Origin of the sequence: Mycobacterium fragae (assembly GCF_002102185.1) — a bacterium.
In the GTDB taxonomy this organism is placed as follows: domain Bacteria; phylum Actinomycetota; class Actinomycetes; order Mycobacteriales; family Mycobacteriaceae; genus Mycobacterium; species Mycobacterium fragae.
This window is the reverse complement of record NZ_LQOW01000004.1, coordinates 71,278-86,395: the sequence shown is the minus strand read 5'-3', so window position 1 is coordinate 86,395 and position 15,118 is coordinate 71,278. Positions and strand designations below refer to the sequence as shown.

Annotated in this window: 15 protein-coding genes; 9 read left to right on the top strand and 6 right to left on the bottom strand. The window is 66.1% G+C overall.

Annotation, left to right across the window (positions count from 1 at the left end):
• The first annotated feature begins 10 nt into the window (after nt 1–10).
• The 5 genes from AWC06_RS23205 to AWC06_RS02685 are packed head-to-tail and all read left to right on the top strand — an operon-like array spanning nt 11 to nt 5,180.
• Nucleotides 11–1,075 (top strand): DUF7847 domain-containing protein, encoded by a 1,065-nt coding sequence (locus tag AWC06_RS23205; RefSeq protein ID WP_244899002.1) that lies wholly within the window; start codon nt 11–13, stop codon nt 1,073–1,075.
• 13 nt (nt 1,076–1,088) lie between these two features.
• Entirely contained in the window at nt 1,089–1,745 is a 657-nt protein-coding gene (locus AWC06_RS02700) for a DUF4129 domain-containing protein (RefSeq protein ID WP_085194129.1), read from the top strand.
• A complete protein-coding gene (locus AWC06_RS02695; protein ID WP_085194127.1) occupies nt 1,727–2,878 on the top strand; it encodes a DUF4350 domain-containing protein in 1,152 nt (383 codons plus the stop codon). The genes AWC06_RS02700 and AWC06_RS02695 overlap by 19 nt, the downstream gene beginning before the upstream one ends.
• The gene (locus AWC06_RS02690; RefSeq protein WP_085194125.1) at nt 2,875–3,858 is read left to right on the top strand and encodes an AAA family ATPase; all 984 of its coding nucleotides are present in this window, start codon (nt 2,875–2,877) and stop codon (nt 3,856–3,858) included. Before AWC06_RS02695 ends, AWC06_RS02690 begins: the two co-directional genes overlap by 4 nt.
• Entirely contained in the window at nt 3,858–5,180 is a 1,323-nt protein-coding gene (locus AWC06_RS02685) for a DUF58 domain-containing protein (RefSeq protein ID WP_085194123.1), read from the top strand. Before AWC06_RS02690 ends, AWC06_RS02685 begins: the two co-directional genes overlap by 1 nt.
• Before the next feature lie 34 nt (nt 5,181–5,214).
• Here the strand turns inward: AWC06_RS02685 and AWC06_RS02680 are convergent, their stop codons facing one another.
• Complete coding sequence (locus AWC06_RS02680; protein ID WP_085194155.1) at nt 5,215–6,207, bottom strand: stage II sporulation protein M; 993 nt, start codon at nt 6,205–6,207, stop codon at nt 5,215–5,217.
• 52 nt (nt 6,208–6,259) lie between these two features.
• Between AWC06_RS02680 and AWC06_RS02675 the strand changes: the two genes are divergently transcribed.
• Nucleotides 6,260–7,090, top strand: coding sequence for an RDD family protein (locus AWC06_RS02675; RefSeq protein WP_085194121.1), 831 nt, complete (start codon nt 6,260–6,262; stop codon nt 7,088–7,090).
• 13 nt (nt 7,091–7,103) lie between these two features.
• Here the strand turns inward: AWC06_RS02675 and AWC06_RS02670 are convergent, their stop codons facing one another.
• Nucleotides 7,104–7,490 (bottom strand): hypothetical protein, encoded by a 387-nt coding sequence (locus tag AWC06_RS02670; protein ID WP_085194119.1) that lies wholly within the window; start codon nt 7,488–7,490, stop codon nt 7,104–7,106.
• A gap of 174 nt (nt 7,491–7,664) precedes the next feature.
• Between AWC06_RS02670 and AWC06_RS02665 the strand changes: the two genes are divergently transcribed.
• Nucleotides 7,665–8,009: a DUF6197 family protein gene (locus tag AWC06_RS02665; RefSeq protein WP_085194117.1), complete on the top strand. Its 345-nt coding sequence runs from the start codon at nt 7,665–7,667 to the stop codon at nt 8,007–8,009.
• Nucleotides 8,010–8,055: 46 nt separating this feature from the next.
• The gene (locus AWC06_RS02660) at nt 8,056–8,706 is read left to right on the top strand and encodes a PadR family transcriptional regulator (RefSeq protein WP_085194115.1); all 651 of its coding nucleotides are present in this window, start codon (nt 8,056–8,058) and stop codon (nt 8,704–8,706) included.
• Nucleotides 8,707–8,718: 12 nt separating this feature from the next.
• On the opposite strand, the gene glpK is transcribed toward AWC06_RS02660, so the two are convergent.
• From glpK to AWC06_RS02645, 3 genes are read right to left on the bottom strand one after another with little or no spacing between them, the layout of a single operon-like run.
• Nucleotides 8,719–10,245 carry a glycerol kinase GlpK gene (glpK, locus tag AWC06_RS02655; RefSeq protein ID WP_085194113.1) on the bottom strand — a complete coding sequence of 509 codons (1,527 nt, stop codon included), beginning with the start codon at nt 10,243–10,245 and terminating at the stop codon, nt 8,719–8,721.
• A 23-nt stretch (nt 10,246–10,268) separates the two neighbouring features.
• On the bottom strand, nt 10,269–10,706 hold the full coding sequence (locus AWC06_RS02650; RefSeq protein ID WP_085194111.1) for a type II toxin-antitoxin system VapC family toxin: 438 nt from the start codon (nt 10,704–10,706) through the stop codon (nt 10,269–10,271).
• The gene (locus AWC06_RS02645) at nt 10,703–10,927 is read right to left on the bottom strand and encodes a ribbon-helix-helix domain-containing protein (protein WP_085194109.1); all 225 of its coding nucleotides are present in this window, start codon (nt 10,925–10,927) and stop codon (nt 10,703–10,705) included. The genes AWC06_RS02650 and AWC06_RS02645 overlap by 4 nt, the downstream gene beginning before the upstream one ends.
• 89 nt (nt 10,928–11,016) lie before the next feature.
• Between AWC06_RS02645 and AWC06_RS02640 the strand changes: the two genes are divergently transcribed.
• Complete coding sequence (locus AWC06_RS02640; RefSeq protein WP_085194107.1) at nt 11,017–12,513, top strand: glutamate-cysteine ligase family protein; 1,497 nt, start codon at nt 11,017–11,019, stop codon at nt 12,511–12,513.
• Here AWC06_RS02640 and AWC06_RS02635 read toward each other — a convergent pair.
• Nucleotides 12,510–15,110: a LuxR C-terminal-related transcriptional regulator gene (locus AWC06_RS02635; protein ID WP_085194105.1), complete on the bottom strand. Its 2,601-nt coding sequence runs from the start codon at nt 15,108–15,110 to the stop codon at nt 12,510–12,512. The genes AWC06_RS02640 and AWC06_RS02635 overlap by 4 nt on opposite strands.
• Between the last annotated feature and the right edge of the window lie 8 nt (nt 15,111–15,118).

Below are 15,118 nucleotides of genomic sequence, written 5' to 3'. Positions count from 1 at the left end.
GCGCGGCGTCGTGGACGGCAACGGTTACCCGCCCCCGGCCTACCCGCCCCCGAGTTACCCGCCGCCCGGATACGGTCCACCCCCATACGGGGGTTCGCCACCGTTCACCCCCGGAGGGTTCAAGCCGGGGATAATCCCGTTGCGGCCGTTGAGCCTCAGCGACATCTTCAACGGCGCGGTCGGCTATATCCGGGCCAATCCGAAGGCCACGCTTGGGCTGACCGCGGTGATCGTGGTGATAACGCAGATCATCACGTTGATCGCGACGGCCGGACCGCTCGCCGCCGCGAGCCGGCTGAGGACCACCCCGCCGGACGAACTGAGCGGGGGTGACCTGGGCGCGTGGCTGCTGTCGGCCACGCTCGCCATGCTCGTCTCCTGGCTGGCCACCGTTCTGCTCAGTGGCATGCTCACCGTGGTCATCGGGCGGGGAATTTTCGGCTCGACGATCACCATCGGCGAAACGTGGGCCAAAATCCGCGGACGGATACTCGCCTTGCTCGGACTGGCGGCGCTCGAGCTTGCCGCCCTGATACTGCTGGGCGCCCTGGTGGCGCTGATCATCGCGGCAGTTGGCGCCGCAGGTAGCGCCGCGGCGGCATTCGTATTCGGTTTCCCGCTGGTGCTGGCCCTGATCGCGGCCGTGGTCTACGGCTACACCGTGTTGTCGTTCGCCCCGGCGTTGATCGTGCTGGAGCGGCTGCGGGTGATCGATGCGATCAGCAGATCCTTCGCGCTGGTCCGCAACAGCTTTTGGCGGGTGCTCGGCATTCGGCTGCTGACGGGGATCGTGGTATTCCTCATCGCCCGAGCGGTAGCCGCGCCGTTCAATTTCGTCAGCTACCTACTCTCCGCGTCCACGGGCGCGCTGCTGATCAGTGCGACGGTAGGGGCCATCGGATCGGCGATCGGCCGGATCATCACCGCTCCATTCAGCGCCGGGGTGGTCGTCCTGCTCTACACCGACCGCCGGATCCGTGCCGAGGCGTTCGATCTGGTTCTGCAGACCGGCGCGACCGGCGGCCCTGCGGCGGCGGCATCCACCGACTACCTCTGGCTGACCCGGCCGGCGTAGGGACCACCCGAGGATGCCCGCTATCGACATCGACCGCGATGCCGCGCACGACGCCGCGCAGCGCGAACTCGCCAAACCGATCTACCCCAAACCGTCGCCCACCCAACGGGTCCACGAATGGGTCGACGAACTACTGGACCGACTGGTGGAGAAGGGCTCATCGGTACCCGGCGGCTGGTTTACCGTGACCGTGCTGCTCATCCTGCTGGTTGTCGCGGTTGTGATCGCTATCCGCGTCGCACGCCGCACCATCCGCACCCAGCGGGGCGGCGACTACCAGCTGTTTGACGCCGGCGAGCTCAGCGCCAGCCAGCATCGTCGTATCGCCGAAGGCTTTGCGGCCGAGGGTAATTGGGCCTCAGCGATCAGGCATCGGTTGCGCGCGGTCGCCCGCGGGCTCGAGGAGACCGGGATCCTCAACCCGGTTCCCGGCCGCACAGCCAACGAGCTGGCCCGCGACGCCGCTGCGTCCATACCTGCGCTCGCGTCCGAGTTATCCCGAGCCGCAACCGTTTTCAACGACGTTGCCTACGGCCAACGGACAGGAACGCCACAGTCCTACCACGTGATCGTCGACCTCGACGACCATCTGCGATTCCACTCTGGGGCGGGCCGTTCACCCGAGACCGATCAGCAAGCCACGGTCGACTCGTGGGCGTCGGTCCAGTGACGGTCACCGACAGCTCCCCGAGCGTGGTCGGACGGTGGCGTGCCTGGCGCTGGGTCGTGTTGGCATTGGCCGCCATCTGCGTGGTCGCCGCGATCGGCACATTCCTGACCGCACCGCGCCCGGGCGGCCAGATGGATCCGGCATCCACCGGCCCCGGGGGCGCGCACGCCCTGGTGACCCTATTGCGCGAGCACGGTGTCGAGGTTGTCGTCGCCGGCAGCGTCGCCGAGGCGGAGAACGCGGTGCAGCCAGGAACTCTGTTGCTGTTCGCCGAAACCCAGCACATCACCAACGGCTCGCTGCTGCGGCGGCTGGCGGCCACGTCGGCAGATCTGCTGCTGGTGGAGCCGACCTCACGCGCCCGCGCCGCGCTTGCCCCCGGAATCCGCAACAGCGGCGCCAGTGTGCTGGACAGTGCGCCGAATTGTGCACTGCGCGAAGCCAACCGAGCAGGATCGGTAGCATTCGGGCCGTCGAACACCTACCACGCCGTCGGTGACCGAACAATAACCAGTTGCTATGGCGGAGCGCTGGTGCGTTACCGCGACGGAGAGCACACCGTCACGGTCGTCGGCAGTACCGAGTTCATGACGAACAAAGGCCTGCTGCGGCAGGGTAACGCGGCGCTGGCGATGAACCTCGCAGGTGACCGGGCTCGCCTGGTGTGGTATGCACCGCAGCGAGTCGAGGGTGAATCATCGGGTACAGCCTCGGTTTTCGACCTTATCCCGCCCAACGTCATCTGGATTGTCTGGCAGTTGTGCCTGACAGTTATCCTGGTTGCCTTGTGGAAGGGGCGCCGAGTGGGCCCGCTAGTCGCCGAGGAGCTGCCGGTGGTGGTACGCGCATCGGAGACCGTCGAAGGCCGCGGCCGGCTGTATCGATCGCGGCGGGCCCGCGATCGAGCCGCGCAAGCATTGCGCGCCGCGACGCTACAGCGGCTGTCACCGCGACTCGGACTTGGCGCGGATGCATCGGCGCCAGCGGTGGTGACCGCCGTGGCGCAGCGCAGTGGCGCCCATGCGGAGATGGTGGGGCACGCCCTGTTCGGACCGTCGCCGGCCACCGACGCCGACCTGGTTCAGCTGGCCCGTTCGCTCGATGACATCGAAAGGCAGGTCGCGCAGTCATGACCCAATCGGCTCCCCCCTCCGCCCAGCCGCCGGTGGCGGAATCGGCGCGTCATGCGTTGCTGGCGTTGCGTGCGGAGATCGCCAAGGCCGTCGTCGGACAGGACGCCGTGATCAGCGGCCTGGTGATCGCGTTGTTGTGCCGCGGTCACGTGCTGCTCGAAGGCGTTCCGGGAGTGGCGAAAACGTTACTGGTTCGATCCCTGGCCGCAGCACTCCAGTTGGAGTTCAAGCGGGTCCAGTTCACCCCGGACCTCATGCCCGGCGACGTCACCGGGTCGCTGGTCTATGACGCTCGTACCGCCGCATTCGTCTTCCGCCCGGGCCCGGTATTCACCAATCTCATGCTGGCCGACGAGATCAACCGCACACCGCCCAAGACACAGGCCGCCCTGCTGGAGGCGATGGAAGAGCGCCAAGTCAGCGTGGAGGGCGAGCCGCGGGCATTGCCCGACCCGTTCATCGTCGCCGCGACGCAAAATCCGATCGAATACGAGGGCACCTACCAGTTGCCGGAGGCACAGCTTGACCGTTTTTTGCTCAAATTGACTGTGCCAGTGCCTCAGCGCGATTCCGAGATTGCGATCTTGGGCCGACACGCGCACGGCTTCGACCCGCGCGACCTGTCGGCCATCCAACCGGTCGCCGGGCCCGCCGAGTTGGCAGCCGGCCGCGACGCGACGCGTCAGGTGCTCGTCGCCGACGAGATACTGGGTTACATCGTTGACATCGTTGCGGCCACCCGCCGTTCTCCGGCGCTGCATCTGGGTGTTTCGCCGCGCGGCGCAACCGCGCTGCTGGCCACCGCACGTTCGTGGTCGTGGCTTTCCGGACGTAACTACGTCACGCCCGACGACGTGAAGGCCATGGCCCGCGCGACGTTGCGGCACCGGGTGATGCTTCGGCCGGAAGCCGAGCTGGAGGGCGCCACACCCGACGGCGTGCTCGACGGCATCTTGGCCTCGGTCCCGGTGCCACGCTAGTGATCCTGACCGGGCGCACCGGGCTGATCGCGCTCATCTGCGTGCTGCCTGTTGCGCTATCGCCTTGGCCCGCAACGTCTTTCCGCATACTTCTGGCGACGCTGGCGGTGCTGGTGATGGCGGACATCGCTTCGGCGGCGAGCCCGTCCGGATTGCAGTACACCCGGCTGGAAAACGGCTCGGTGCGACTGGGCGAGTCGGTGAATACTTCCCTGCTGATCCACAATGGCGGCCGGCGCCGATTCCGCGGCCAGATCCGCGATGCTTGGTCCCCCAGCGCATGCGCCGAGCCGTACACCCATGCGGTGAACATCGCCGCCGGACAGCAGCAGCGGGTGGACACCTGTTTGCGGCCGGTGCGCCGCGGCGATCAGCGGGCGGCGGTGGTGACTGCCCGTTCGGTCGGACCGCTGGGGCTGGCGGGACGGCAACGGTCCCGTCCGGTGGCCGGCCGGGTCCGGGTGCTGCCGATGTTCTTGTCGCGCAAGCACCTGCCGTCGCGGTTGGCCAAACTTCGCGAGATCGACGGGTTGTTGCCGACGCTGACGCGCGGGCAGGGCACCGAATTCGACTCGCTGCGTGAATATGTCGTCGGCGACGACGTGCGCTCGATCGACTGGCGGGCGACCGCGCGGCGCGCCGACGTCGTGGTCCGGACCTGGCGGCCGGAGCGGGATCGCCGTGTCGTCATCGTGCTCGACACCGGCCGCACCGCCGCGGGGCGCGTGGGAGTCGACCCGACGGGTGGCGATCCGGGCGGCTGGCCGCGGCTGGACTGGTCGATGGATGCCGCGCTGCTGCTGGCCGCGCTGGCCGCCCGGGCGGGTGACCATGTCGACTTCCTCGCCCACGACCGGGTGACGCGGGCCGGTGTGTTCGGCGCATCACGCACCGAGCTGTTGGCCCGACTAGTCGACGCGATGGCGCCACTGCAGCCCACGCTTGTCGAATCCGATGCAACCGCAATGGTTTCGGCCATCCTCACCCGCGCACGTCGCCGGGCGCTGGTGGTACTGCTGACCGACCTCAACGCGACCGCCCTCGAGGAGGGCCTGCTGCCGGTATTGCCCCAACTGTCCGCCAAGCACCGGGTGATCCTCGCCGCGGTCGCCGACCCTCGCGTCGACCAAATGGCCGTCGGCCGTGCCGATGCAGCCGCCGTCTACGACGCCGCGGCTGCCGAACGCTCCCGCAACGACCGGCGGGCGATCGCCTCGCGGCTGCGCCGTGGCGGCGTGGAAGTCATCGACGCGCCGCCTACCGAACTCGCGCCGGCACTTGCCGATTGCTACCTGGCGATGAAAGCCACCGGTCGGCTCTAACCCCGCGCCGAGTGGCCAGTGCCACTCGGTGTGGCTAGCCCGTTGGGACCACATCCGGCGCGTCGGCGATATCGCCGGTGTCGCCGGCGCGTGCGGCACGTCGTCCGAAATAGACGATGTAGGTCAAAAACGCCGCCTCCGCGGCGATTCCGATGCCGATCCGCAGGAACGTCGGCAACGGCGAGGGAGTCACCAACGCCTCGATGGCACCCGAGACAAGTAACACCACGACCAACCCCACAGCGACCGACACGACGGCTCGGCCCTGCTCGGCCAGCACCTGGCCGCGGGGGCGCCGGCCCGGGGAGATCACCGACCAGCCCAGCCGCATCCCGACCGCGGCGGCCAAAAACACCGCCGTGAGTTCCAACAGTCCGTGCGGAATCAGCAGCCCCAGCAAGACGTCGGCCTTGCCCGCTTGCAGCATCAGACCAGCGACGACTCCGGTGTTGGCGGCGTTTTGGAACAGCACCAACGGGATCGGCACTCCCAGCACGACAGAAAACGCGATGCACTTGGCGGCCACCCAGGAGTTGTTGACCCATACCTGCAGCGCGAACGCTAGAGCGGGGTGTTCGCTGTAGTACGAGGCGAAGTCGTGATTGACCAACTCATCGATCTCGCGTGGTGTTCCGATCGTGGATTGCACTTCCGGGCTGCCCATCACCCACAGCGCTATGACAGCTGTTACGGCGAAGAAAGCCACTGCCGTCGCCAACCACCAACGCCAGGCGCGGTAGGCGACCACCGGAAACGACACCGTCCAGAACCGGATCAGTTCGCTGGTCAACGGGGCGTGTGCGCCGGTGACCGCGGCGCGGGCCCGCGCCACCAGCGTGGAAAGTCTGCCGACGAGAGCCGAATCTGACGACCCTGAGCGCAGCATCGACAAGTGTGTGGACACCCGCTGATAGAGCTCGACGAGTTCGTCGATCTCGGCGCCCGTGAGTCGCCGACGGTTTTTGACCAGTCGATCGAGGCGGTCCCAGGTGCCGCGGTGCGCGAGAACGAACGCGTCGACGTCCACCACCCGAAGACTAGCGGGTCATCGTCCAGATGGATCGAGTAGCGTTTGCTGCATGTCGGAGGTCGTCACCGGTGACGCCGTCGTTCTCGACGTGCAGATCGCCCAGCTGCCGGTACGGGCGGTCGGTGCGCTGATCGATATCACCGTCGTCTTCTTCGGCTATGTGGTGGCGTTGGTGTTGTGGTCGATCGCGCTCCGCGAATTCGATGACGCCGTCATCGGCGCGATCATCGTCATCTTCACCGTGCTGGTGCTCGTCGGGTATCCGCTTGTCTTCGAAATCGCAACACGGGGTCGCTCGGTCGGCAAGATCGTGATGGGCCTTCGCGTGGTGTCAGACGATGGCGGCCCAGAACGCTTCCGTCAGGCGCTGTTTCGTGCACTGGCGTCGGTGGTGGAGATCTGGATGCTGTTCGGCAGCCCCGCGGTGATCTGCAGCATGATTTCGCCGAAGGCCAAACGGCTCGGCGACATCTTCGCGGGCACGATCGTGATCAGCGAACGTGGGCCCAAGCTGGGGCCGCCGCCCGCAATGCCTGTGTCGCTGGCGTGGTGGGCTTCGTCGCTGCAGCTCTCCGGGCTGGGCGCCGAGCAAGCAGAGCTTGCGCGCCAATTCCTTTCACGGGCACCCCAACTCGATCCGCGAGTGCGCGATCAGATGGCCTATCGGATAGCCGGCGACGTACTGTCCCGGGTCGCTCCGCCGCCGCCGCCGGGAACTCCGCCGCAACTCGCCCTCGCCGCCGTCCTCGCCGAACGCCACCACCGAGAACTAGCGCGGTTACGCCCCCCGCCCGGCGGACCACCGCCGTCGCCGCCCCCGCATGCGCCGCCCCCGCCGGCGCCGTTCTGGCCTGACGAGGGTTTCTCGCCGCCCCACTAGGCTCGCGGCCGTCCTACTGCGCGACGGTCACGGCAACGATGGTGATATCCGCGATCAACAACGCCAACGCGCAGATCGGAACAACGATGCCCCATCGGCGACGCGCCGTGAAAAACGAAGCGACGATCGCCGCCGCGGCCACCACCGGGGCGCCGTAGAACAGGAAGTTGAAGCCGATCCCGCCGGGGCCCAAGTTCGGGCACGCCCGGGCGCTGCAGGCAGCGGTACTCATCACCGCACCAAGCGCAAAGATCATGACGGCCGCCGCGGCCGGCACCGTCAACAGCGCCAACACCCAGTTGACCCACAACCGCAGGCGCTCGGTGTCGCCCGCCGTCGCCGGTTTGGTGTCGGCAGCGAGCCGGTCTTCGGTCTTCAGATCGCGGTTTTCGTCGTTCATCCATCGAGTGCTACCCAGCCTCGATCGGATACAAACTCGCGCGGAGCGGGTCACGCGCCGGGGTGACCACCCAGAATCAACCGTTGCATCACGATAATTTACGATATATCGTCAACGTATCGGCAGCGCCCGGCGTCCCTGCCAAGCTGGTCGACCATCTGGATTCGAGAAGGAATGAAACCGAGTGAGGTTCTGGCGCAGATCCGCGACGTTTTGGACACACGCGGCTGGACCCAGCACGCCTATATGGACAGGCGGGGTCGCAGGTGCCTGCTAGGCGCGGTTGCAGCCGTCCAGGGAACTCGGCGCCCAGAACTCTGCGCGGCCACTTCGGCGGCCGTGATGGCGTTGGAGCACAAGATTGCCGAGATGTACCCGGACAGCACCGGCATCCGCTCGCTGAACTTCTGCCCAGGCGACAGCATCTCCGTCTTCAACGATGCCCCCGGGCGCACTCTGCAGGAAATATTCGATCTGCTCGACAAGACCCGGATCGGCCTCGAGGAGAAGGGGCAATGAACGCTGCCGGTATCCCTAAGCACGATGAGAATGAAGGAGCACACATATGAGCAACCCTTTCGAACCGCAACGACGCGCATTTCAGGAGGCCAGGCGCCAAGCCAAACGGCAGTTCAAGGAGCACCTGCGCGACCAGGCCGGCCGACATGACGGCCCATTCGCCATGGCTGGCGGCTTCGGCCCCGGCTTCGGTCCGGGGTTCGGTTTCGGTTTCGGCCCAACCGGATTGCGCAATTGGCGCCGCGGCGGACGAGGCCGTGGGCGTCGCGGTGACGTGCGTGCGGCCATCCTCCTGCTGTTGGCCGAGCAGCCGATGCACGGATACGAGATGATCCAGCAGATTGCCGAGCGCAGTGGCGGATTGTGGCGACCCAGCCCGGGGTCGGTGTATCCGACGCTGCAGCTGCTCGTCGACGAGGGCCTGATCACCGCTACCGAATCCGACGGCAGCAAGAAGCTTTTCGAGCTGACCGAGGAGGGGCGCGCCGCGGCCGAAAAGATCGAGACCCCGCCGTGGGAGGAGATCGCCGACGGCATCGAGCCATTCCAGCTCAACATGCATACTGCGGCCGCGCAATTGTCCGGTGCGGTAATGCAATCCGCGATGCTCGCCACCGTCGAGCAGCAGGAGCGCATCGTCGACATCCTCAATAATGCACGCCGCGAGATCTACGCCATCCTCGGCGAAACCGAATAGCACACCGTCGCGCTAGGACACGTCGACCCAATCCAGGGTCCGCTGCACCGCTTTACGCCAGCCCGCGTAGCCTGCGGCGCGCTCGTCCTCGCTCCACGCCGGCTTCCAACGCTTGTCCTCCCGCCAGTTGGCCCGCAGGTCATTCGGGTCTGCCCAGAATCCGACCGCGAGGCCTGCTGCGTATGCGGCGCCCAATGCGGTGGTCTCGGCGACCACGGGTCGCACTACGTCCACGCCCAGCACGTCGGCCTGTATCTGCATGCACAAGTCGTTGGCGGTGATACCGCCGTCAACCTTCAAAACCTCGAGGTGCACGCCAGAATCTGCTTTCATCGCGTCGACCACGTCGCGGCTTTGGTAGCAGATCGCCTCCAGGGTCGCACGCGCGAGATGCGCGTTGGTGTTGAACCGCGAGAGCCCGACAATCGCGCCGCGGGCATCCGAGCGCCAGTACGGGGCGAACAACCCGGAAAACGCAGGAACGAAATACACTCCGCCGTTGTCGTCGACCTGACGGGCCAGCGCCTCGCTCTGCGCGGCGCCGCTGATGATGCCCAACTGATCACGCAGCCACTGCACCGCCGAGCCGGTAACCGCGATCGAACCCTCAAGCGCGTAAACGGGTTTGGCGTCGCCGAATTGATAGCAGACCGTGGTCAGCAGACCATTGGCCGACCGCACGATCTCCTCACCGGTGTTGAGCAGCAGGAAGTTCCCGGTTCCATAGGTGTTTTTGGCCTCCCCCGGTGCCAGGCACACCTGGCCCACCATCGCCGCATGCTGGTCGCCCAGAATTCCGGTAATGGGCACCTCGCCGCCGATGGGTCCGCTGTCCGCTGTGACGCCATACGGCTGCTGCGGCGACGACGGCGCGATCGACGGCAGCATCGCTCGAGGTATCCCGAAAAGCGACAGCAGCTCGTCGTCCCAGTCCAAGGTCTCCAGGTTCATCAGCATCGTCCGGCTGGCGTTGGTGACGTCGGTGACGTGCACGCCGCCCCGGGCACCGCCGGTGAGGTGCCACAACAGCCAGGTGTCCGGGGTGCCGAACACGGCCTCACCGCGCTCTGCCGCGTCCCGCACCCCGTCGACGTTGTCGAGAATCCACTGCAGCTTGCCGCCGGAGAAATACGTCGCCGGCGGCAGGCCGGCCTTACGTCGGATCACGTCGCCGCGCCCGTCGCGTTCGAGAGCCGATGCGATGCGGTCGGTGCGGGTGTCCTGCCAGACGATCGCGTTGTAGTAGGGCCTGCCGGTGCGGCGGTTCCAGACCAGTGTGGTCTCCCGCTGGTTCGTAATACCCAGCGCCGCAATGTCTTTAGGTTCCAAATTGGCCCTGTTCAGCACGGACACCAGCACCGATGAGGTGCGCTCCCAGATTTCGACCGGATCGTGCTCGACCCAACCGGCTCGCGGCAGGATCTGCTCGTGCTCAAGCTGATGGCGGGCGACTTCGGCACCGTCGTGGTCGAAAATGATGCAGCGGGTGCTGGTGGTGCCCTGGTCGATCGAGGCTATGAACTCCGCAGATTCGGCCACGTCGTCAATGATGACTTACATGGCTAGCCGGTGAAGGGGTCCCGCACAGTGAACCCTTCGAACTTGCGGAAATCGCGGTCGCGGCTCCAGATGGTTGCGATGCCGTGCTGGTGCATGAGAGCGACGACATGGGCATCGGACACCAGGTTGCCCCTCGGCTTGACGACATCAGACACCCGTCGATACACCGACCAAAATCCGTCGCTCTCGCCGACCAGCCGCACGTGCGGTGGTGCGATGAACTGTTCGATGTTGTCGGCTGCGACATTGGGCGACAGCGGCGCATCGAGCAATGCAGGATGCGTGACGATCCGCAGGTAGCCCATCGCCACGGGCCACAGCAGATAAACCAGTCCCGGACCGGCCAGGAACCGCTCAACGAGTGCTTTGGCTTTGTCGTGAAACGGGCTGGCCCGATGAGTCGCGTACACAAGCACGTTGACGTCGAACGTCTCGCTCATGTGTGGTCGAGGACTGCCCAGACGGCGTCCTTGTCGTCAAGGTCGACGCGCGGGCGCAAGTCGGCCGTCGTCCAACGGATGTCCACGGCCGGGGGCGGACCGGCCGCGAGCGCTTGAGCGAGCAATTCCGAGACGAGCTGCCCCAACGTTTTGCCTTCCTCGCGCTGGCGCCGCTTCAACACACGCAGTACGTCGTCGTCGAGGTCGATCGTCGTTCTCATGCATCAGATGCTATAAGATTGCGCATCTGATGTGCAGACGTAGACCTACCCGGTTGCGCAGCCATCGGTAAACCGGTTGCATCGGCGGTGTGGGCGAAGAGGTCAAGCAGACCACCTATGGCCGCGCGCACCGGCAGGAATACCGGCGCAAGGTCCAGTTGTGCCTGGACGTCTTCGAGACCATGCTCGCGCAGTCGAGTTTCGAGTTCGATCGCCCCCTCACCGGCATGGAGATCGAATGCAACCTGGTCGACGCCGACTATCAACCGGCGATGTCGAATCAGGATGTGCTGGCCGCCATCGCCGACCCGGCGTATCAGACCGAATTAGGCGCTTACAACATCGAATTCAACGTGCCGCCCCGGCACCTGCCGGGCCGTACCGGGTTGGAGCTGGAAGCAGATGTGCGGGCCAGCCTGAACGCCGCGGAGACCAAGGCCAACGCCGGCGGCGCCCATATCGTGATGATCGGAATTCTTCCCACGCTGATGCCCGAACACCTCACCGGCGGATGGATGAGTGATTCGACACGGTATGCGGCGCTCAACGCGTCCATCTTCAACGCCCGCGGCGAGGACATCCAGATCGACATCGCCGGCCCCGAGCCACTCAGCTTGAATTCGCCGACCATCGCCCCCGAATCGGCTTGCACGAGCATGCAGTTGCACCTGCAAGTGGCGCCCTCCGAATTCGCCAACAACTGGAACGCCGCGCAGGTGCTGGCCGGGCCGCAGCTGGCGGTCGGGGCGAATTCGCCCTATTTGTTCGGTCACCAGCTGTGGGCCGAAACCCGCATCGAACTGTTCACACAGGCCACCGACACCCGCCCCGACGAGCTCAAGGCCCAGGGCGTGCGGCCGCGAGTCTGGTTCGGCGAACGCTGGATCACGTCGATCTTCGATCTGTTCGAGGAGAACGTGCGCTACTTCCCGTCGTTGCTGCCCGAGGTGTCCGACGAAGATCCGGTTGCTGAACTTGCCGCCGGACGCACCCCGCAGCTCTCGGAGCTACGCCTGCACAACGGCACGGTCTACCGGTGGAATCGGCCGGTGTACGACGTCGTGAAAGTCGATGGGCTCGACCGGCCACATCTGCGGGTGGAAAACCGGGTGTTGCCGGCAGGACCGACCGTCATCGACATGATGGCCAATTCGCTGTTCTACTACGGCATGTTGCGCACGCTGTCCGAGGAAGAACGCCCACTGTGGACCAAGATGAGTTTTGCTGCCGCGCAGAAGAATTTCCTAGCGGCCGCTCGGTACGGCATCGCGGCCAACCTGTACTGGCCGGGCGTAGGCGAGGTGAGCACCGCAGAGCTGGTGCTGGGCAAATTGCTGCCGATGGCGTACGAAGGACTGACGCGCTGGGGCGTTGCCGCCGATGTGCGTGACCGTTTTCTCGGTGTGATCGAGGAGCGCGCGAAGACCGGACGCAACGGGGCGGTTTGGCAGGTGTCGACGGTGCGGGCCTTACAGGAGCGCGGGATGACGCGTCCGGCCGCGCTGGCCGAGATGCTAAGGCGCTACTGCCATCACATGCACACCAACGAGCCCGTGCACGCCTGGGATGCAACGACGGTCCGCTAGCGATCTGAATCCTGCCAGACGATCTTGGCGAGTTCGTCACGGTCGGTGACGTCGAGTTTGATGCAGGCCCGGTATATGTGGCCTTCGACCGTGCGGACCGAAACCGTCAGCCGCTCTGCGATTTCCCGGTTCGTCAGTCCCTCGGCAACCATGGCAGCGATCTCGCGCTCGCGTGAGGTCACCGGCAACGGCCGCGCCGCACACCGGATCGCCGGGGTCGTGGCGCCACCGCACTGAGCCGCCAATCGCAGCGTGCGCGCCGAGGCCTCCGCACTTTCGCGTCGCCGACCGGCTTGATCGTGCAGCGGTACGGCTTGCGCCGAGGCATCCGCTGCCGAAAGCAAAAAGCCCGCATTTTCGAATTCCACGCTCACTGCGTCGAGCGCTTTTCCGTCAGAGGTGGCAACAGCTTCGGCGTGGCGGGCTTGAAGTCCCACCAGTTGTCCGTCGACGCGTTTAATGAGTTTCGCCAGGCTATCCGCGACGGTGCGGTCACCGAACCGGGCGGCATCGTGCAGCGCCTCAGCCTCGACGGCGTATTGCCCTGAGCGGTGCGCTAAATCCGCTGCTTCGCGGGCGAACTCGATGGCGGAACGTTCGCCGCCCTTGGCGGCGGTCACCCACGACCTCGCGATCAGCAACTGCGGGTCGTGCAGCGCCATGAACCGTCCGGTGTGTTCCTTGGCGTCGTCGAGTACGCGTTCGGCCTGTTCTGTTTTACCGACCGCCGCATACGCTCGGGCCAGCAGTGTCCGTGCGGGCAGAAGCCAGGGCAGTGGAACATCTGCTGCCAGCGCTGCAAGGGCTTGCTCAATCGACGCGATGGCGTCGGGGAACCGGCCTCGGTAGGTCGCCACCAGGCCGGCCATGATTTTCGCGATGGCCCAGCCGAGAAACTGTCCGGCTGAGGAGAATTGCGCATAGCCGGCGGCGGCCTGATCGGCCTGTTCCAGTTCACCGATGTACGTGCGTGCGAGCACGTCGCCGTAGCGCACCATGATGCGGATCATCCCGTCGGTGGCCTTCTGCTCTGCACGACACCGGTCGGCGATCGGCGCGAAATCGCCGCCGCGGCCCGCGACCGGCATCGCCAGCCCGGCACTGAAGGCGGCGAAATCGACCGCCTGTTTCGGCGCATGCGGATTGGACAGCACACGCTCGGCCGCATCCAAGCCTTCGGCAATTTTGTTCTCGTGCACCGCCATTGCCGATCCGGTCGCCTCCACGATGAGTTTCAGGCTTGGGTGCTGTACATGATCGCGCAGCAATGCCATCACCTGGTGAGCGCGCTCGATGTCGCCCATCGACCAGAACAGGATCGACACACGCGGGATGCCCCATTGCACCAACTGCAACTCGTCGAGGTCAGCGGGCTCAAAGCGGGCCAGGACTTGCTCGGCCTGCACCGGCCGGCCTTGCCACAACAACGCGCGGGAGAACAGCTCACCGGCCTGCACCCCACCCCCACGCTCGAAGGCTGCCTGGGCGATCCGCTCCCCGAGCGGTAGGTCTGACAAGAAGATCGCATCCTTGGCGGCCGAGGTGAGCAGGTCGGTGTCGACGAGCTCGTCGCTGTCGATGCAGAGCTGCGCCAGCCGGATACGGGTGGCCGCCGAGTCGAGTTCGCGGTCTCGGAGCACCTTGACGATACGACCGCGCAATTTGCGCGCGGATGCCGTGCCGATGCGACGCCGCAGCACCTCACCGTAGAGCGGATGGGTGAACCGGGCGTTGACCTTGGGCCCGTCATGATCGATCCGGATCAAGCCGGCCACCTCGGCCGCATCCACGGCCTCCTCACCGGCCAGCTCACACAGCGCGTCGATGTCGAGCGGTTCGCACAGCGCCAACAGCTTCATTGCGTTGATCGCGTCCGCGCCGGCGTGTTCGAGACGGTCTTCCAACAGCACGGCCAGCCCGGAGGGGACCACTGTCGGCCCGCGCAGCTGCCATACCCCGTTGACCTCTGTCAGCGTCCCGGCCTGCACCGCGCCCTCGACCATGTGCCGGAGAAATAGCGCGTTACCGCCGGACGACTCCCACATGACGTCGGCGCTAAGACCCTCCAACGTTCCGCCCAGGACGGATTCGACGAGCGCGATGCTCTGCTCTTTGGTGAACGGATCGAGCTCGAATCGCTGCAGATAGCCGTCTTTCCACAAGGCGGTGACCGCGTCGGGAACCGGCTCGCCGGTTCGGACGGTGGCCACGATCCGCCCCGCCCGATCCACCGCGATTTGGTGCAGCAGCGTCGCGGAGAGCTGGTCGAGCAGGTGCGCGTCGTCAATACCGACGACGGTGTCCTTGTCGGTGAGAATGGACTCCCGCGCCGAGTACATCAGTGCAATCGGGTCGCGCGGGGCGGATGGTCGCAACCACGGCGCGAACGCGCCGAGCGGAATGCTGCGCGAAGATTCGGTGCACGCCGTCCAGTGCACCTGCGAGGGCAGGGACTGGGTGACGGTGCGCGCCAGCGTGGTCTTGCCGACCCCGGCGGCGCCGACGACGACAACGCCGCAACTGTCCTGCTCGCTCAATGCCGAGCAAATAGCACCAAACTCCGCTGGGCGGTCAAGCAGCTGCCATTGACCTGCCATGAAGGGAA